At 70.1% G+C, this 18,230-nt stretch carries 18 protein-coding genes; 13 read left to right on the forward strand and 5 right to left on the reverse strand.

Annotated elements, in window-relative coordinates; genetic code table 11:
* Positions 1-21: 21 nt before the first annotated feature.
* The 5 genes from ACZ58V_RS21805 to ACZ58V_RS21825 form a co-directional block, all read right to left on the reverse strand.
* Complete coding sequence (locus ACZ58V_RS21805; RefSeq protein ID WP_468196496.1) at positions 22-411, reverse strand: MarR family winged helix-turn-helix transcriptional regulator; 390 nt, start codon at positions 409-411, stop codon at positions 22-24.
* A 91-nt stretch (positions 412-502) separates the two neighbouring features.
* Positions 503-1,534, reverse strand: a complete 1,032-nt coding sequence (locus ACZ58V_RS21810; protein ID WP_468196498.1) for a LacI family DNA-binding transcriptional regulator — start codon at positions 1,532-1,534, stop codon at positions 503-505.
* Entirely contained in the window at positions 1,531-2,439 is a 909-nt protein-coding gene (locus tag ACZ58V_RS21815) for a carbohydrate ABC transporter permease (RefSeq protein WP_471291518.1), read from the reverse strand. Before ACZ58V_RS21815 ends, ACZ58V_RS21810 begins: the two co-directional genes overlap by 4 nt.
* Positions 2,436-3,362 carry a carbohydrate ABC transporter permease gene (locus tag ACZ58V_RS21820; RefSeq protein ID WP_468196503.1) on the reverse strand — a complete coding sequence of 309 codons (927 nt, stop codon included), beginning with the start codon at positions 3,360-3,362 and terminating at the stop codon, positions 2,436-2,438. Before ACZ58V_RS21820 ends, ACZ58V_RS21815 begins: the two co-directional genes overlap by 4 nt.
* Positions 3,359-4,678, reverse strand: coding sequence for an ABC transporter substrate-binding protein (locus tag ACZ58V_RS21825; RefSeq protein WP_468196505.1), 1,320 nt, complete (start codon positions 4,676-4,678; stop codon positions 3,359-3,361). Before ACZ58V_RS21825 ends, ACZ58V_RS21820 begins: the two co-directional genes overlap by 4 nt.
* A gap of 184 nt (positions 4,679-4,862) precedes the next feature.
* Here ACZ58V_RS21825 and ACZ58V_RS21830 point away from each other — a divergent pair, with 184 nt between their 5' ends.
* The 13 genes from ACZ58V_RS21830 (at position 4,863) to ACZ58V_RS21890 (ending at position 18,091) form a co-directional block, all read left to right on the forward strand.
* Complete coding sequence (locus ACZ58V_RS21830) at positions 4,863-6,884, forward strand: beta-galactosidase (RefSeq protein ID WP_471291520.1); 2,022 nt, start codon at positions 4,863-4,865, stop codon at positions 6,882-6,884.
* Positions 6,885-6,991: 107 nt separating this feature from the next.
* Positions 6,992-8,551 carry a glycoside hydrolase family 53 protein gene (locus ACZ58V_RS21835; protein WP_471291522.1) on the forward strand — a complete coding sequence of 520 codons (1,560 nt, stop codon included), beginning with the start codon at positions 6,992-6,994 and terminating at the stop codon, positions 8,549-8,551.
* Between the two features lie 161 nt (positions 8,552-8,712).
* A complete protein-coding gene (locus ACZ58V_RS21840; RefSeq protein WP_468196513.1) occupies positions 8,713-8,970 on the forward strand; it encodes an ArsR/SmtB family transcription factor in 258 nt (85 codons plus the stop codon).
* Complete coding sequence (locus ACZ58V_RS21845) at positions 8,954-9,883, forward strand: SMP-30/gluconolactonase/LRE family protein (RefSeq protein WP_468196515.1); 930 nt, start codon at positions 8,954-8,956, stop codon at positions 9,881-9,883. Before ACZ58V_RS21840 ends, ACZ58V_RS21845 begins: the two co-directional genes overlap by 17 nt.
* Positions 9,884-10,052: 169 nt before the next feature.
* Positions 10,053-10,514 (forward strand): fluoride efflux transporter CrcB, encoded by a 462-nt coding sequence (gene crcB / locus ACZ58V_RS21850; protein ID WP_471291524.1) that lies wholly within the window; start codon positions 10,053-10,055, stop codon positions 10,512-10,514.
* Positions 10,511-10,927 carry a DUF190 domain-containing protein gene (locus ACZ58V_RS21855; RefSeq protein ID WP_468196519.1) on the forward strand — a complete coding sequence of 139 codons (417 nt, stop codon included), beginning with the start codon at positions 10,511-10,513 and terminating at the stop codon, positions 10,925-10,927. The genes crcB (ACZ58V_RS21850) and ACZ58V_RS21855 overlap by 4 nt, the downstream gene beginning before the upstream one ends.
* A complete protein-coding gene (gene crcB / locus ACZ58V_RS21860; protein WP_468196522.1) occupies positions 10,924-11,289 on the forward strand; it encodes a fluoride efflux transporter CrcB in 366 nt (121 codons plus the stop codon). The genes ACZ58V_RS21855 and crcB (ACZ58V_RS21860) overlap by 4 nt, the downstream gene beginning before the upstream one ends.
* A gap of 102 nt (positions 11,290-11,391) precedes the next feature.
* Positions 11,392-12,228, forward strand: a complete 837-nt coding sequence (locus tag ACZ58V_RS21865; protein ID WP_189725181.1) for an undecaprenyl-diphosphate phosphatase — start codon at positions 11,392-11,394, stop codon at positions 12,226-12,228.
* Between the two features lie 185 nt (positions 12,229-12,413).
* Positions 12,414-13,091 (forward strand): FadR/GntR family transcriptional regulator, encoded by a 678-nt coding sequence (locus ACZ58V_RS21870; RefSeq protein WP_189725459.1) that lies wholly within the window; start codon positions 12,414-12,416, stop codon positions 13,089-13,091.
* A complete protein-coding gene (locus ACZ58V_RS21875; RefSeq protein ID WP_471291527.1) occupies positions 13,088-14,530 on the forward strand; it encodes an amino acid permease in 1,443 nt (480 codons plus the stop codon). The genes ACZ58V_RS21870 and ACZ58V_RS21875 overlap by 4 nt, the downstream gene beginning before the upstream one ends.
* Positions 14,531-14,562: 32 nt before the next feature.
* Positions 14,563-15,579: an asparaginase gene (locus tag ACZ58V_RS21880; RefSeq protein ID WP_468196625.1), complete on the forward strand. Its 1,017-nt coding sequence runs from the start codon at positions 14,563-14,565 to the stop codon at positions 15,577-15,579.
* Positions 15,580-15,703: 124 nt separating this feature from the next.
* On the forward strand, positions 15,704-17,116 hold the full coding sequence (gene aspA, locus ACZ58V_RS21885; RefSeq protein WP_468196526.1) for an aspartate ammonia-lyase: 1,413 nt from the start codon (positions 15,704-15,706) through the stop codon (positions 17,114-17,116).
* A 42-nt stretch (positions 17,117-17,158) separates the two neighbouring features.
* Positions 17,159-18,091: a glutaminase gene (locus tag ACZ58V_RS21890; protein WP_468196528.1), complete on the forward strand. Its 933-nt coding sequence runs from the start codon at positions 17,159-17,161 to the stop codon at positions 18,089-18,091.
* Positions 18,092-18,230: the final 139 nt, after the last annotated feature.

An 18,230-nucleotide genomic window follows, 5' to 3' on the forward strand; every position in this document is an offset into this window, starting at 1 on the left:
CCCGGTCCGGGCCTGGGCCTCTCACGCGCCCAGCGTCCGGGCCAGCGCCGCCCGCTGCAGCGGCAGCACCTCGGCGTGCAGGTCACGGCCCCTGGAGGTCAGAGAGACCCACACGCCGCGCCGGTCCTCCACGCACACGGTGCGCGTCACGAGACCGTCCTTCTCCAGCCGGGCGATCAGCCGCGACAGCGCGCTCTGGCTCAGATGGACCCGCCCGACCAGATTCTGCACCCGGCACTGCTCGCCCTCCTCGGGCGCGGCGGTCGCGAGCATGTCCAGGACCTCGAAATCGGAGGCGCCGAGGCCGTGCGGATGCAGTGCCCGGTCGATCTCGCACATCGTGCGGGCGTGCGCCGACAGGATGTCCCGCCACCGTTCCTCGAGCCGCGCACCAGCCGTTTTCGCTGCCATAAGCGAACGGTACACCGGTCCGAGGTTCAATGACTGTGCATGGAGTGGCGTCTTCGGCGCGCCTCTCAGGGGTCGGTACCTGGGCCGGCGCCTATGTCGACTCCCGCTTCACCAACTCCGTCGGCAGGATCACCGCCGCCGGATCCTCGCCCCCGATCTGCGCGAGCAGCACCCGCACCATCTCGGTGCTGATGCGGTCCCACGGCTGCCGGATGGTCGTCAGCTCAGGGACGGCGCCCAGCGCCGCCGGCGAGTCGTCGAAGCCGCCGACCGCGACGTCCTGCGGCACCCGCCGCCCCGCCCGCTGCAGCGCCGCCAGCACCCCCTGGGCCATCAGATCCGAGGCGACGAACACCGCGTCCGTCTCCGGGGCCTGCGCCAGCAGCCGCTCGGCACCCGCCTCGCCGCTGGCCCGGCTGTAGTCGCCGGAGACGACGAGCCGTTCGTCGAACTCCAGGCCCGCCTCCGCGAGCACCTCCTTGTAGCCGGCGAGGCGCTCGACACCGCCCGGCGTGTCCAGCGGACCGGTCACCATGCCTACCCGCTGCCGCCCGAGCGACAGCAGGTGACGCACCATGTCGCGCGCACCGTCGCGGTCGTCGGCGGCCACGTAGCTCACCTTGGAGGCCAGCCCGATCGGCTTCCCGCACGCCACCAGCGGCACCCCGGCCCCGCGCAGCTGCTCGGCGACGGGATCCCCGGAGTGACTGGAGACCAGCAGCACCCCGTCGACATGCCCGGCGGTGATGTACCTCGTGATGCGCCGCCGTTCGTCCTCGGTGCCCGCCAGCATCAGCAGCAGCGGGATGTCGTGCGCTGCGAGCGCCTGGGTGCAGCCGCGCAGCAGGACATTGAAGTTGGGATCCTCGAAGAACCGCTCCTGCGGCTCCGTGAGCAGGAAGCCGATCGAGTCGGACCGCCCGGTGATCAGGGAGCGGGCGTGCCGGTTGACGACGTAACCCGTCCTGCGGATGGCCGCGTTGACCGCCTCCTGGGCGGCCGGGCTGACGTAGTGGCCGCCGTTGAGCACCCGCGAGACGGTGCCGCGCGAGACCCCCGCCTCGCGCGCCACGTCGTGGATCGTGGGCGGCCTGCGCCTGCCTCCCGCAGCGTTCATGGTCATGACTTTACGGCTCCGGACAGCAGATCCAGACTCCAGAAGCGCTGGATGACCAGGAAGAGGGCGACCAGCGGGAGCACCGCGAGAAACGCGCCCGTGATCACCAGCGTGTACAGCGCCGGGGTGTTGGCCCCCTGCTCCAGCAACGTGAACAGACCGAGCGTGATCGGGAACTTCTCGTCGTCGCTGAGCATGATGTACGGCAGCAGGAAGTTGTTCCAGATCGCCACGAACTGGAACAGGAACACCGTCACCATGCCGGGGATCATCATCGGCAGCGCGATCCGCGTGAAGATCCTCCACTCGCTCGCCCCGTCCATCCGCCCGGCCTCGACCAGGTCGGCGGGCACCGCGGCGGCGGCGTAGATCCGCGCGAGATAGACGCCGTACGGCGAGAGGATCTGCGGCAGCATGACGCCCAGGAACGAGTCCGTGAGATCGGCCTTCGCCAGCAGCAGGTACTGCGGGATGGCCAGGATCACCGGCGGCATCAGTACACCCGCGAGCAGCACGTTGAAGATCGCCTCGCGACCCCGGAAGCGGTAGGTCGCCAGCGCGTAGCCGCTGAACGCCGAGACGCATGTCGACAGCAGGGCACCCAGCCCGGCGTACAGGGCGGAGTTGCCCATCCACGCCCAGTACACGCCGTCGCGGTAGGCGCTCAGGTCCCGGAGGTTGTCGGCGAACCCCGAGCCCGGCAGGAACGTGAACGTGGAGAACAGCTCACGGCCGGACTTGGTGGCCGCGATGACCACCCAGGCCACCGGCAGCAGGCAGTAGACCGCGCCCAGGAGCAGGGTGACCGTCGGGATCAGGGCGATCCGGCGGCGCTGCGGCGGGCGGCCCTGGACGGTGCCGGGCGTGCTGCCGGCCACGGGCTCGGCCTTCGGGACGGCAAGGGAACTCATCGAGTGGCCTCCTGCTTCTGACGACGGTTCGCGGCTCGCAGGAAGCCGAAGGACAGCAGGAGCGTGGCGAAGGCGATGATCACGGCCTGCGCGGCGGCGCTGTAGATGTCGCCCTCGCCGAACGCGTCCCGGTACACCTTCATCAGCGGACTCCACGTCGTGGACACGGAGTTGGTGAGCGGCTTGAGGGTGGTCGGCTCGTTGAACACCTGGAGCGTGGCGATGATCGAGAAGAAGAAGGTCAGCACCAGCGAGGGCGCCACCATCGGGATCTTGATCCGCAGCGCGATCTGCGACGGGGTCGCGCCGTCCAGCTTCGCCGCCTCGTACACCTCCGCCGGGATCGACTGGAGCGAGGTGTAGATGACGATCATGTTGAAGCCGGTACCGCCCCACACCGCGATGTTGGAGAGGGCGAGATACAGCGGACCGCCGTCCAGCAGGTCCGGCTGCGGCATGCCCAGCTTGTCGAGCACGAAGTAGAAGGGGCTGACGTCCGGCAGGTACAGGAAGCCCCACAGCAGCGCCGCCACCACGCCGGGGATGGCGTACGGCAGGAAGATCGCGAGCCGGGTGAAGGGCGCCAGCCGCACCTTCTCGGAGTCGAGCATCAGCGCGAACAGCAGGGCGAGGCCGAGCATGACGGGTACGACGACGCAGCCGTAGCCCAGCACGCGCAGCGTCCCGTGCAGCAGCTCGCTGTCGGTGAGGGCGTCGGTGTAGTTCTCCAGACCGGCCCAGACCTCCTTGCGGGCCCCTGAGCCGAGGCCCAGGCCGGAGACCTTCACCTTGTGGAGGCTGAGCCAGATCGCGTAGCCGATGGGCAGGGCGAAGAACAGGGTGAAGAGGAGTGTCGCAGGGAAGAGGAAGGCGTACGGGGCGGCCTTGACCCCGTACGACTGCCGACGTGCCGTGCTTTTCACCGAGCGACCCCGAAGCCCTGCTTCTTCATGTCGGCGACGGTGTCGTCCTGCATCTTCTTGAGGGCCGCGCCGAAGTCGGACTTGTTCTTCGCGGCGGCGCCGAAGGCGTCCTTGAACGTGGTGTAGGCGACGTTCACGTTCGGGCCCCAGGCGGACGGTGCCGTGGTCTCCGCGATGTCGGCGGCCTTGGTGTAGAAGTCGGCCTGGTTCGAGAAGTAGGCCGGCGGCTTGAGGAAGGCGCCGCTGGTCTGGGCGTTCTTGGCGGCCGGGTAGATGCCGCTCTCCTTCGCCAGCGCGTTGAGGGCGTCGCTGTCGGTGTTCAGCCAGGCGGCGAACTTCGCGGCGGCCGCCTGGTGCTTGGAGTCCGTGGTCACGGCGGTGGAGGAGCCGCCCCAGCTGCCGGTGCGGGTCTCGCTCGCGGACCACTGGGGGAGCGGGGCCATGGCCCACTTGCCCTTGGTGTCGGGAGCCGCGGTGGTGAGAGTGCCGGGAGCCCACACGGCGCTGACCCAGGCGATCTGCTTGCCGGTGTTGAGTGCCTTGTTCCAGGACGGCGTGTACATCGGCTGGTTGTCGACGGCGCCCTCCTCGACCAGGCCGCCCCAGAACTTCGCGACCTTCTGCGTCGCCGCGTCGTCGATGGAGACCTTCCACCGGTCGCCGGAGGTCGTCCACCACTTGGCGCCCGCCTGCTGGGCGAGGCCCGCGAAGAGACCGGAGTCGTTGGCGGAGAAGGTGGTCAGGTCCTTGTCGGGAGCCGCCTTCTTGAGCTTGCGGGCGGTCTCGGCGAACTCGTCCCAGGTCGTCGGCACCGTCAGGCCGTACTCCTTGAACAGGTCCTCGCGGTAGTAGAACATCATCGGCCCGATGTCCTGCGGGACCGCGTAGACCGCGTCCGTCCCCAGCGTCGTCTGCTGCCAGACGCCGTCGGCGAAGCTGCCCTTCGCGTCGCCCACGTTCTTCGCTATGTCCGCGAGCGCGTCATTGCTGACCAGGGTGGGAAGCGCCTGGTACTCCGCCTGCACCAGGTCGGGCGCCTTGCCCGCCTTGTGCGCGGTGAGGATCTTGGTGACCAGTGTGTCGCCGGATGCCTGCTTCTTCACCGTGACGGTGATCCGGTCCTTCTTGCCCGGGCCCTTGTTCCACAGGTCCACGACCTTGTCCATGCCGGGCGTCCAGGTCCAGTACGTCAGCGACGCCGGGCCCGACTCGGTCTCGCTGTCCGCCGACTCCGTCCCGCAGGCGGCGAGTGTGGTGGCGCCGAGCGCGACGGCGACGGCGGTTCTCACGAGGCGGCGGCGCTTCGTGTACGGCATGGATCTCTCCCCTGACCTGGGGTCCTCGCCTGCTGCGAAGACCTGCCATGCTTCTGTGAGCGTTCACAGTAGAGAAACATCCCGGACACTTGTCAATGGTTGTTGCTGTGCGGTTATGTTGGCCTCCGCGCTGCATCGTTGTGTGTGCACGTTCCCAATTAATCGATCGACCGGGAGACCATCCATGCCGGAGACCACCCCCAGGGGCCTCACCAGGCTCGCCTTCGGCGGGGACTACAACCCCGAGCAGTGGCCGGAGAGCGTCTGGCAGGAGGACGTCCGGCTGATGCGGGAGGCCGGCGTCACGATGGTGAGCGTCGGGATCTTCTCCTGGGCGCTGCTGGAGCCGTCGCCCGGCGTGTACGACTTCGGCTGGCTCGACCGCGTGGTCGACCTGCTGCACGAGAACGGCATCCGCGTCGACCTCGGTACGCCCACCGTCTGCCCGCCGGTCTGGTTCTACCGCGCCCACCCCGAGGCCCTGCCCGTGACGCCGGAGGGCGTGCGCCACGAGTTCGGCTCCCGCGCCGCGATCTGCCACAGCAACGCCGACTACCGCACGGCCGCGGCGGCCATCACTGCCGAGCTCGCCGAGCACTACGGCGACCACCCGGCCCTGGCCATGTGGCACGTGCACAACGAGTACGGCGTCCCCGTCTCGGCCTGCTACTGCGACGCCTGCGCCGCCCACTTCCGCCGCTGGCTCGCGACGACGTACGGCACGGTCGACGCCGTCAACGAGGCCTGGGGCACGGCCTTCTGGGGCCAGCGCTACACGGACCTCGAGCAGATCAACCCGCCCCGGCTCACCCCGACGTCCGTCAACCCCGGCCAGGCGCTGGACTACAAGCGGTTCGCCGACGCCACCATGCGCGAGAACTTCGTGACGGAGCGTGACATCCTGCACCGCCTCTCACCGGGCGTCCCGGTCACCACCAACTTCATGACGGCCCTGAGCCAGTGCGACTCCGTCGACTACTGGGCCTGGGGCCGCGAGGTGGACATCGTCACCAACGACCACTACCTGATCACCGACGGCCGCCGCACCCACGTCAACCTCGCGATGGCCGCCGACCTCACCCGCTCCGTCGCGGGCGGCGCCCCCTGGCTGCTCCTGGAGCACTCCACCTCGGGCGTCAACTGGCAGTCCCGCAACCCGGCCAAGGCCCCCGGCCAGATGGCCCGCAACTCCCTCGCCCATGTGGCGCGCGGCTCCGAGGGAGCCATGTTCTTCCAGTGGCGCCAGTCCCGGCGCGGCGCCGAGAAGTTCCACTCGGCGATGCTCCCGCACGGCGGCACCGACACCCGCGTCTGGCGCGAGGTCACCGAACTCGGCGCGGCGGTCGACGCGTTGGCCGCTGTGCGCGGCACCCGCACCGTCGCCGACGTGGCCGTGCTGTGGGACTGGCACTCCTGGTGGGCGCAGAACCTCGACTGGCGCCCCAGCGAGGACCACGACGCCCGCGAGCGCGCCGACGCCTTCTACGAGACCCTCTACGACCGCCACCTCACCGTCGACTTCGCCCACCCGGAAGCCGATTTGTCGAGGTATCCCCTAGTCGTCGTACCGGCCCTGTACCTGATGACGGAGACGGCCGGGAACAACCTCAAGGCCTACGTCGAGAACGGCGGCACGCTGGTCGTCTCGTACTTCTCCGGCATCGTCGACGAGCACGACGCCGTCCACGAGGGCGCCTACCCGGGCCCGCTCCGGGACGTCCTCGGCCTCACGGTCGAGGAGTTCTCGCCGCTGCTGCCCGGCGAACGGGTCCGCGTCACCGGCCCCGACGGATCCGAACTGGGCGCCGACGTATGGACCGAGTTCGTGGTGCCGCGCGGCGCCGAGACCGTCTGCACCTACGCCGACGGCCTCACCGCGGGCCACCCGGCCGTCACCCGGCACAGCCTCGGCGAGGGCACCGCCTGGTACGTCTCCACCAGGCTCGGCACCGACGGCCTCGACACGCTGCTCGGCCTGGTGATCGAGGACGCGCGCCTCGCCCCGCGCGCCGACCTGCCCCGGGACGTCGAAGTGGTGCGCCGCACCGGCGAGTCGGGCACCTACCTGTTCGCCGTCAACCACACCGGCTCGGACACCAAGGTGCCGCTGGAGGCCCCGGGCACCGAGCTGCTGACCGGAGAACGCGCCGCGGGCCGCCTGGCCGTCCCGGCCGGAGCCGTCCGGGTCGTCCGGCTCGACGGCTGAACCGACTCCCTCCGCCCGTGCGAGCCGCACGAGCCGCGGGCGGAGGGGCCCCTCACCGGCTGTGAGGGGCACCCCCATCCCCGACGTCGAAGGGACGACGGACGACGATGTTCCATCCCAGACGCACGCTCAGAGCCCTGCTGCTCCCGCTCGCCGCAGGGCTCGCCCTCACCGCCCTGCCCGCCCCGACCGCCCAGGCCGCGAGCACCCTCACCAACGGAGGCTTCGAGACCGGCGGTTCGGGCGCGGCCACGCCGAGCGGCTGGTCCGAGTCCGGCGACACCGGCGCCTCGTTCGTCGAGTCCGGCGGCCACGGCGGGAGCTACCGCCTGAGCCACTGGGCCTCCACCGCCTACAAGGCGGAGACCTGGCAGTACCTGTCCGGACTCACCAACGGCCAGTACAAGCTCACCGCCTGGGTGCGCTCCGGCGGCGGACAGAAGTCCGCGTACATCGCGCTGAAGAACTGCGGCGGCGCCGAGCAGCGCACCGATCTGCCGGTCTCGGCCAGTGGGTGGATCCGGATCGTCGTGCCGGTCAATGTGACCGGCAACCAATGCACCATCAGCATCAACAGTGACGCGAATGCCGGCAACTGGATCAATGTTGACGACCTGACCTTCACGTCGGGCACGTCCGGTACGTCGATCAAGGGTGCCGACATCTCGTCCCTTGCCAAGAGCGAGGCCAAGGGCGGCGTCTACCGCAACAGCTCCGGAACGGCCGGCGACGCCCTGGCCGTCCTCAAGTCGTCCGGCATGAACTACGCGCGCCTCAAGGTGTGGGTGAACCCGGCCGACGGCTACAACAACAAGGCACGCGTCCTGGCCATGGCCAAGCGCGTCAAGACGCAGGGCATGAAGCTGCTGGTCGACTTCCACTACTCGGACTTCTGGGCCGACCCCGGCCGCCAGGACAAGCCCGCCGCCTGGGCCGGACACTCGTACGGTCAACTCAGGACGGACGTGTACAACCACACGTACGACGTGTTGAACGCCTTGAAGGCGCAGGGCACCACCGCCGACATGGTCCAGGTGGGCAATGAGATCAACGGCGGCATGCTGTGGACCGAGGGATCCACTTCCAACTGGACGCAGCTGGCCGGTCTGCTCAACTCCGGCTACGACGCCGTCAAGGCGGTCAACTCGTCCACCACCGTCGCCCTGCACCTCGCCGAGGGCGGTGATCTGGAAGGCACCCGCTGGTGGTTCGACAGCGCGCGGTCCAACGGCGTGAAGTTCGACGTGATCGGCCTGTCGTACTACGGCTACTGGCACGGCACACTGGCCGACTTCCAGACGACCCTCGACGACGCCGCCTCCCGCTACGGCAAGCCGGTGTACGTCGCCGAGACCGCCTACCCGTTCCGCCTGGACAGCGAGGACGCGCACGAGAACATCATCGACCTCACCGGCGAGCTGGTACCCGGCTATCCGGCGAGCGTGGCCGGCCAGACCCGGTGGATGAACGACGTGGCGAGCATCGTGGAGGCCGTCCCGAACGGCCGGGGCCTCGGCATCTTCTACTGGGAGGCCACCTGGACCGCGGTGGGAGGCAACGGCTGGGACCCGACCGACGCCTCCTCCGGCAACGGCTGGGAGAACCAGGCGCTCTTCGGCTACGACGACCGGGCACTCTCGTCGATGTCCTGGTTCCGCCACCGCTGATCTCACCGGGGCAGAGCGACGCCCTGCCCCGAACTTCGCCAGAGCGTACGGCAGTTCGATATCAGTCAACGATGCCGACTGCCGTACGCGTCGGCATGGGCTGCGAGACAGTGGGAAGAACGCGGTGAGAGGGCGAGAGCCGCGAGGCAGGGGCACGCGACATGCTGAGGACTCCCACGGACGAGACGCGGCTGCGCATCCTGGCCTGGCTGAAGGAACCCGGTCCCGCCGAGGGTGGGGTCACCGCGGACGCCGTCGCCGAGAAGTTCTCGCTGGCCCGCCCGGTCGCCGTCACCCACCTCCGGCTGCTCGAAGCCACCGGCATGCTGCGCACCAGCCGGTCAGCGGGCCGCGTGCACTACCACCGCGACGAGGTGCGGATCGCCGAGGTCGCCCGCATGTTTGAAAAGGGCTGGTAGGCGACCCGGCAGAGACGTGGTCGCCGACCCGCGCGGCCGTGTCCTGACCGGCGTGGCGGACGGCCGCATCCTGCGCCTGGACGGTCTGGCGGACCCGGTCACGGCCCGTACAGAGGTGATCGCCGAGACCGGTGGCAGGCCGCTGGGGCTGGAACTCCTCCCGGACGGCGACCTGTTGGTGTGCGACGCCGAACGCGGCCTGCTGCGCGTCGACACCGGCGACGGCGTGGTCCGCATCCTCGCCGACTCGGTGGCGGGGGAGCCGCTGCGGTTCTGCAGCAACGTCGCGGCCCTCTCCGACGGCACCGTCTACTTCACCGTCTCCAGCCGCCGTCACCCCCTGGAGCACTGGATCGGCGACATCGTCGAGCACGTCGGAACGGGACGGCTGCTGCGCCTGGCGCCGGGCGACGACACCCCCGAGGTGGTGCTGGACGGACTGCAGTTCGCCAACGGGCTCGCCGTAGGCGCCGACGAGTCCTTCCTCGTCGTCGCCGAGACCGGCGCCTGTCGGCTCCTCCGCTACTGGCTCACCGGGCCCGAGGCCGGACGCAGCGAGCCCTTCGCCGAGAACCTCCCGGGCATGCCCGACAACCTATGGCGCGGCGCCCCGGACGGACCGGTCTGGGTCGCACTGGCCGGACCCCGCGTCCCGCCCCTCGACCTCCTCCACCGCGGCGCACCCGCGGTCCGCCGCGCCGCCGCCCGCGTGGCCGTACGCGCCCCGTTCCGCCCCACCGGCACGATCGCCGTGCTGGCCTTCGACGACGAGGGCCGCGTCGTCCACCACCTGGCCCGTCGCCATTCCGGCTACCGCATGGTCACCAGCGTGTGCGAAGCGGACGGGCACCTGGTGCTGGGCAGCCTCTGGGAACCGGGCGTGGCGATCTGCGAGCCGCCTGCCCCGAGATGACCCCGGCCCGACCCCGGGGTTAACCTGATTCCCGGCCGCGACACCGCTCGCGGCACGGCGGTGGGGCCCGCCGTACCCGAACCGCGGCGAAGATGCCGCCAACGGTCCCTACTTGCGACGGCACGCGCCCGCACGACCTCGGGCCCCGGCGAGTAGGAGACGTACGCCCATGACCACCCCCGACGCGGAACGCCTCGGCAGTCTGCGCGCCACCCCGCGCCCGCCCGCCTGGCGTGCCCAGGCCCCCGTCGTCGTGGTGGTGGCGCTCGGCGGGGGAACGGGGGCGGCCGCCCGGTACGCGGCGTCCCTGTGGTGGCCCACGGACACGGGCGGCTTCCCCTGGACGACCTTCTGGGTCAACGTCGCCGGCTGCGCCGTGATCGGCGTGTTCATGGTGGTCGTCACCGAGATCCGATCCGCTCACCGCCTCGTGCGCCCCTTCTTCGGAACCGGCGTCCTCGGCGGTTTCACCACCTTCTCGACGTACGCCGTCGACATCCGGAAGCTGGTCGACGGCGGCCGCGCCGGCACCGGCCTGGCCTACCTTGCCGCGACACCGCTCGCGGCGCTCACAGCGGTGTGGCTCGCGGCCTGGGCGACCCGCCGCATCCTGAACAGGAGGCAGTCATGACGAGGCTGACCGGCAGGGCCCTGCGCCTCACCGTCTTCGTAGGCGAGAACGACACCTGGCACCACCGGCCCCTGTACTCGGAGATCGTCCACCGGGCCCACGCGGCGGGCCTCGCGGGCGCCAGCGTGTTCCGTGGCGTCGAGGGCTTCGGCGCCTCCTCCCTGATCCACACCCTGCGACTGTTGTCCCTGAGCGACGACCTGCCGGTGGCCGTCGTGATCGTCGACACCGAGCCGCGCGTGCGGGCCTTCCTGCCCCAGCTCGACGAACTGGTCACCGAGGGCCTGGTGACCCTCGACGACTGCGAGGTCATCCTCCCCCAGTCTCGGCTTCGCTCGACCGGGGGCACCCCCACCACCGGCCGCGAGGATGTTCCGGGCAAAACCGACTCGAAGGGTAAGAAGTCGTTGTGAACTGGCTGCTGGTCGTCGGGGGCGCGATGGTCGGTGCTCCGCTGCGCTATCTCACCGACCGCGCGGTGCAGTCCCGGCACGACTCCGTCTTCCCCTGGGGCACCTTCACGGTGAACGTCACCGGCTGCCTGATCCTCGGCCTGCTCACCGGTGCGGCATCCGCCGGCGCCCGGAGCTCCGATCTCCAGCTGCTGCTCGGCACCGGTCTGTGCGGGGCCCTCACGACGTACTCGACGTTCTCCTACGAGACGCTGAGGCTGGCGGAGACGGGGGCCCGTCTCCAGGCGGCCGTCAATGTGGCGGCGAGTGTGGCGGCCGGCCTCGGGGCGGCGTTCGTGGGGGCCGCGCTCACACGTATGTGAGCCGTGCGCGGGTGTCAGCCGCGTGGATGAGATCCGTTCTCGCCCGCGTGTAGTAAGACGGTCCTCTCCGCTCCCGCTTCCCCCCGAGCAGAACTGGATCCCATGAGCGTCATCAGCGTCGGTCAGGCCGTCGTCCTCGGAGCCGTCGAGGGGGTGACCGAGTTCCTGCCCGTCTCCTCCACCGGCCATCTGAAGATCGTCGAGGGGCTCATGGGCATCCCCGTCGACGACCACGCCGTGGTCGGGTTCTCGGCCGTCATCCAGGTCGGCGCGATCGCCGCGGTGCTCGTGTACTTCTTCAAGGACATCGTGCGGATCGTCTCCGCCTGGGGGCGGGGTCTGCGCGACCGCGAGGAGCGGTACCACCACGACTACAAGTTCGCCTGGTGGGTCATCTACGCCACCATCCCGATCGTCGCCGTCGGACTCGCCGCCAAGCCGCTCATCCAGGGCCCGCTCGCCTCGCTGTGGGTGGTGGCCGGCTCGCTGATCGCCGGCAGTGGGGTGATGTGGGCGGCGGACCAGATGGGCCGGCACAAGCGCGGCGAGGACGACACCTCCTTCAAGGACGCCATGCTGGTCGGCAGCTCCCAGATCCTCGCCCTGCTCTTCCCCGGCTTCTCCCGCTCCGGCGCCACCATGTCCACCGCGCTGATCCTCGACCTGGACCGCGTCGCCGCCACCCGGCTCTCGTTCTTCCTGGGCATCCCCGCCCTGACCGGCGCCGGCCTCTACGAGCTCAAGGACGCCCTGGGCACGGGGGTGGGCGCGGCTCCGCTCGCGGTCGGCACGCTCGTGTCGTTCGTCGTGGCGTACGCCTCCATCGCCTGGCTGCTGAAGTTCGTCGCCAAGCACTCCTTCAACGCCTTCGTGATCTACCGGATCGTCGTCGGGGTGCTGCTCTTCGGCCTGCTCGGAGCGGGTGTGATCCACAGCTGACCCTCCGCACGAGCACAGCTGACCGTCCGCACAGGTGAGGGGCCGGGCGCCTGAACGCAGGCTTCCGGCCCCTTGAACGTTTCCTTTCGGCCTCTTGACAGGTACCTCCCGCGCCCCGCAGGATCGCCACCGTGAACCTGTCAGACAGCCGGACAGCCGGACAGCCCCTGCGTCGCGTCAGTGCCATGGAAGCGGTGCTGGCGCACCTTCGCGACGCCATCGAACGAGGCGAGTACGCCATCGGCGACAAGCTCCCCTCCGAGGCGGAGCTGTGCCGCACCCTGGAGGTCTCCCGGCCCGTGCTGCGCGAGGCACTGCGGGCCCTGCAGACCATGGGCCTGACCGTGTCCAGGACCGGCAAGGGCACCTTCGTCGTCGCCAGCACCGTCGAGGACCCCACCTTCGGCGACTACGCGGCGAGCGACCTGCTGGAGGTGCGCCGCCACGTCGAGATCCCGGTCGCGGGGTACGCGGCCCGGCGCCGTACCCCGGAGAACCTCGACCATCTGGCCCACATCCTGGACCGGATGGAACAGGAGACGGACACCACCGCGTGGGTCGCCATGGACACGCTGTTCCATCTCGCCGTGGCCGAGGCCGCCCAGAACCCGGTCTTCCGCCGGGTCATCGAGGAGATCCGGGACGCGCTGGCCCGCCAGTCCGCCTTCCTCAACGAGCTGGGCGGCCGCCGCGAGCAGTCCAACCGCGAGCACCGCGCGATCGTCGAGGCGCTGATCGACGGTTCCGAGAACGACGCGGTGGAGGCCATGGCCCACCACCTCGACCGTGTCGAGACGACCCTCACCGACATCGTGCGTTCCCCGCGCACGGACACCCCCATGGAAGGCGGACCCGAGGCGTGAGCGAGCAGTCCCTGCACGACGATGTGCAGAAACGTTCCAGCCATGTCGACGCCGGCGACGAGGGCTACAGCAAGTCCCTCAAGTCCCGGCATGTCAACATGATCGCCATCGGCGGCGCGATCGGCACCGGCCTCTTCCTCGGTGCCGGCGGCCGTCTGGCCGACGCCGGCCCCTCTCTTTTCATCGCCTACGCGGTCTGCGGCCTCTTCGCCTTCCTCGTCGTGCGCGCCCTCGGCGAACTCGTGCTGTACCGGCCCTCCTCCGGCGCCTTCGTGTCGTACGCCCGTGAGTTCATGGGGGAGAAGGGCGCCTACACCGCGGGCTGGATGTACTTCCTGAACTGGGCGACCACCGGCATCGCCGACATCACCGCCGTCGCCACCTACACCCACTACTGGGGCATGTTCTCCGACATCCCGCAGTGGGTGATAGCGCTCATAGCGCTGGCCGTGGTGCTCACCGTGAACCTGATCTCGGTGAAGATCTTCGGCGAGCTGGAGTTCTGGTTCGCGATCATCAAGGTCGGCGCGCTCGTCCTCTTCATGTGCATCGGCATCTTCCTGCTGGTCACCCAGCACCCCGTCGACGGCCACAGCCCCGGCCCGTCCCTCATCAGCGACAGCGGCGGCGTCTTCCCGAACGGCCTGCTGCCCATGCTGCTGATCATCCAGGGCGTCGTCTTCGCCTACGCCTCCGTCGAGCTGGTCGGCGTCGCCGCCGGTGAGACCGAGAACCCCGAGAAGATCATGCCGAAGGCGATCAACTCGATCATGTGGCGCGTCGGCCTGTTCTACGTCGGCTCGGTCGTCCTGCTGTCGATGCTGCTGCCGTGGAACAAGTACACCGCCGGCGAGAGCCCCTTCGTGACCGTGCTGGGCAACATCGGCATCCCGGCGGCCGGTGACGTGATGAACCTCGTCGTCCTCACCGCGGCGATGTCCTCCCTCAACTCAGGCCTCTACTCCACCGGCCGCATCCTGCGCTCCATGGCCATGGCCGGATCCGCGCCCAAGTTCACCTCCGTGATGAGCCGCAGCCAGGTCCCCTACGGCGGCATCCTGCTCACCAGCGGCGTCTGTGTCCTGGGCGTCGGCCTCAACTTCGTCGTGCCCGCCGAGGCGTTCGAGATCGTGCTGAACTTCGCCGCGATCGGCATCCTCGCCACCTGGGGCCTGATCATGATCTGTCACCTCCTCTTCTGGCAGAAGACCCAGAAGGGCGAGCTGACCCGCCCGGACTACCGGCTCCCGGGCTCTCCCTGGACCGAGATCGTGACGCTGGCGTTCCTCGCCTCCGTCCTGGTCCTCATGTACGCCGACGGCGGCGCGGGACGCACCACCGTGCTGTGCCTGCCGCTGATCGTCGGGGCACTGGTCGTCGGATGGTTCGGCATCCGCGCCCGTGTCGCACGCAAGTCCACCACCGGAGCCGATGCGTGACCGACGCGTCGCTCCCCGAGAAGCAGGCAGTGATGTACAGCAGTTCCCTTGCGGACGCACCCCTTGTCCGCGAACCCGTCCACGCCCCCGTCGCCCACCTCATCCGCGGTGGAATCGTCGAAGGCATCCACTACGGCTCCGTCGTCGTCCTCGGCGGCGACGGAGAGGTACAGCTCCAGCTCGGCGACATCGAGGCCGCCTTCTACCCGCGCTCCGCGCTCAAGCCCCTCCAGGCCGTGGCCATGGCGCGGGCCGGGCTCCCGCTCGACGGCGAGCTCCTGTCGCTGACCGCGGCCAGCCACTCCGGCGAGGAACGCCACCTCGCCGGCTCCCGGCGCATCCTCGAAATCGCCGGGCTCACCGAGGGCCATCTGCGCAACGTCCCGGACCTGCCGTACGACCCGGTCGTCCGGGACGCCTGGGTGCGTGAGGGCCGGATGCCCTCACGGCTCGCGCAGAACTGCTCCGGCAAGCACGCGGCCATGCTCTACACCTGCCTGCTCAACGGCTGGTCCCTGGAGGACTACCTCGACCCGGGCCACCCGCTCCAGCAGGCCATCGCCGAGATCGTCGAGGACCTCACCGGGCAGCGCATCGCCCGCGTGACCGTCGACGGCTGCGGCGCGCCCCTGTTCTCCGTCTCCCTGCACGGCCTCGCCCGCGCCACCGCCCGCATCACCACCGCGGTGCCGGGAACGCCCGAGGCCCGGGTGGCCGACGCCATGCGCGAGCACGCCGAGATGGCCTCCGGCTCAGGCCGGGACGTCGCCGCGCTGATGCGGGCCGTGCCCGGGCTGCTCACCAAGGACGGCTTCGAGGGCGTGCAGGTCGCCGCCCTGCCTGACGGGCGGGCCGTTGCCGTGAAGATCTCCGACGGGGCGAACCGGGCGCGTGTGCCGGTGGCTGCCGCCGCGTTGGCCCGGGCGGGCGTCGACCCGGGCCTGCTCGCGGAGTTCGCGGGCGAGCCGCTGCTCGGGGGAGGGGAGCCGGTGGGGTGTGTGCGGCCGGTTCGTGCGCTGGATCCTCTCCTGGCGACGGCCGACATGTGACCCTGCGCCGGATCCCACGGGGACTGCGGGCGTCGTCGGTCTGCGGGCTGCTTGTGGTTGATCGCGCAGTTCCCCGCGCCCCTGAAGGGGCGCGCATCCAACCCTCACCTCAGAAAGAACTCTCATGACCGCCGTCACCCGCTCCGAACACGATCTGCTCGGCGATCGAGACGTCCCCGCCGATGCCTACTGGGGTGTCCACACCCTGCGCGCCACGGAGAACTTCCCCATCACGGGCATGCCCATCTCCTCCTACCCCCACCTGATCGAGGCCCTGGCCGCCGTGAAGGAGGCCGCCGCCCTCGCCAACGAGGAACTCGGCCTGCTGGAGCCGAAGAAGGCCGCCGCCATCGTCGCCGCCTGCCGCGAGATACGCGACGGCGAGCTGCACGACCAGTTCGTGGTCGACGTCGTCCAGGGCGGCGCCGGGACGTCCACCAACATGAACGCCAACGAGGTCGTGGCGAACCGGGCGCTGGAACTGCTGGGGCACGCCAAGGGCGAGTACCGGTACCTGCACCCGAACGAGGACGTCAACCTCGGCCAGTCCACCAACGACGTCTACCCGACCGCCGTCAAGATCGCGACGGTCTTCGCGGTGCGCGGGCTGCTCTCGGCGATGTCCGTCCTGCAGGACACCTTCGCCGGCAAGGCCGTCGAGTTCCACGACGTGCTCAAGATGGGCCGTACACAGTTGCAGGACGCGGTCCCGATGACGCTCGGGCAGGAGTTCTCCGCGTACGCCGTCATGATTGACGAGGACCGGTCCCGTCTTGCCGAGGCCGTCGAGCTGATCCATGAGATCAACCTCGGTGCCACGGCGATCGGCACCGGCCTCAACGCCCCCGCCGGATACGCGGAGGCGGCCCGCCGCCACCTCGCGGCCCTCACCGGCCTGCCCCTGGTGACCGCGGCCAACCTGGTCGAGGCGACCCAGGACTGCGGCGCCTTCGTCCAGATGTCGGGCGTGCTCAAGCGCATCGCGGTCAAGCTCTCCAAGAGCTGCAACGACCTGCGTCTGTTGTCCTCCGGCCCGCGCGCCGGCCTCAACGAGATCAACCTGCCGCCGGTACAGGCCGGTTCGTCCATCATGCCCGGCAAGGTCAACCCGGTGATCCCCGAGGTCGTCAACCAGGTCGCCTTCGAGGTCATCGGCAACGACGTCACCATCACCATGGCCGCCGAAGCCGGACAGCTCCAGCTCAACGCCTTCGAGCCGATCATCCTGCACTCCCTGTCGGAGTCCATCACCCATCTGCGCGCGGCCTGCCTCACCCTCGCCGAACGCTGCGTGGCCGGCATCACCGCCAACACCGAGGCGCTGCGCGCCACCGTCGAGAACTCCATCGGCCTGGTCACCGCCCTCAACCCGCACATCGGCTACACCGCCGCCACCGACATCGCCAAGGAGGCCCTCGCCTCCGGCCGGGGCGTGGCCGAACTCGTCCTGGAGAAGGGCCTGCTGCCCGCCGAGACACTCGCCGGCCTGCTGCGCCCGGAGGTCCTGGCCGGCAGCGGCCCGGCTCCGACGGCCTGACCCAGGGCCTGCCGAGCGCACCGGGACCGGCACCGAGGGACAATGGTGATCATGACATCGTCGACGACCTTCCAGCCGGTCCTGGAGCGCATCGCCGAGGAGATCGAGCGGACCCCCGGCCGAGGCCGGCCCGCCGACTACATCCCGGCGCTCGCGGCCCGCGACCCGCGCCGGTTCGGCATGGCCGTCGCCGAACCCGACGGCACGGTGTACGGCGTGGGGGACTGGCGGGAGCCGTTCTCCGCGCAGTCCCTCACCAAGGTCTTCACCCTCGCCCTCGACCTGGCCCGCGAGGGCGACGCCCTGTGGGAGCACGTGGGCCGTGAGCCGTCCGGCAACCCCTTCAACTCCCTCGTCCAGCTGGAGTACGAGAACGGCATCCCGCGCAACCCGTTCATCAACGCGGGCGCCCTGGTCGTCACCGACCGGCTGCACACCCGTACCGGCGACGCCTCGGGCGAACTGCTGGCGTTCCTGCGGGCGGAGAGCGGCAACCCCGGCCTGTCCTTCGACGAGGAGGTAGCCGCCTCCGAGACGGCGCACGGCGACCGGAACGCGGCTCTCGGCCACTTCATGGCCTCCTACGGCAACATCGACAACCCGGTGCCGGTCCTGCTCGACGAGTACTTCCGGCAGTGCTCGATCACCGCGTCCTGCGCCGACCTCGCCCTCGCCACGAGCTTCCTGGCCCGCCACGGCGTCCGCGCCGACGGCACCCGGCTGCTCACCCGCAGCCAGGCCAAGCAGATCAACGCGATCATGCTGACCTGCGGCACGTACGACGCGGCGGGCGACTTCGCCTACCGCGTCGGGCTGCCCGGCAAGAGCGGTGTGGGCGGCGGCATCATCGCCGTCGTCCCGGGCCGCTGCACGCTGTGCGTGTGGAGCCCGGGCCTGGACGAGCGCGGCAATTCGGTGGCGGGCATGGCGGCCCTCGACCGATTCACGACGCTGACAGGCCTCTCCGTCTTCTGAAGGCGGTGGTCCCGCGCCCCTCAGGGGCGCGGGACCACCGCGCGACACGCCCCACCGGCCCGCGCCTGATCACCGGCCGGTCACACTGCCGCTTCCTCCTGGAACAGACCCCGTCAGCTTCCGGCCATCCGACGTCGAC

The organism is Streptomyces sp. NPDC040589, assembly GCF_055594445.1.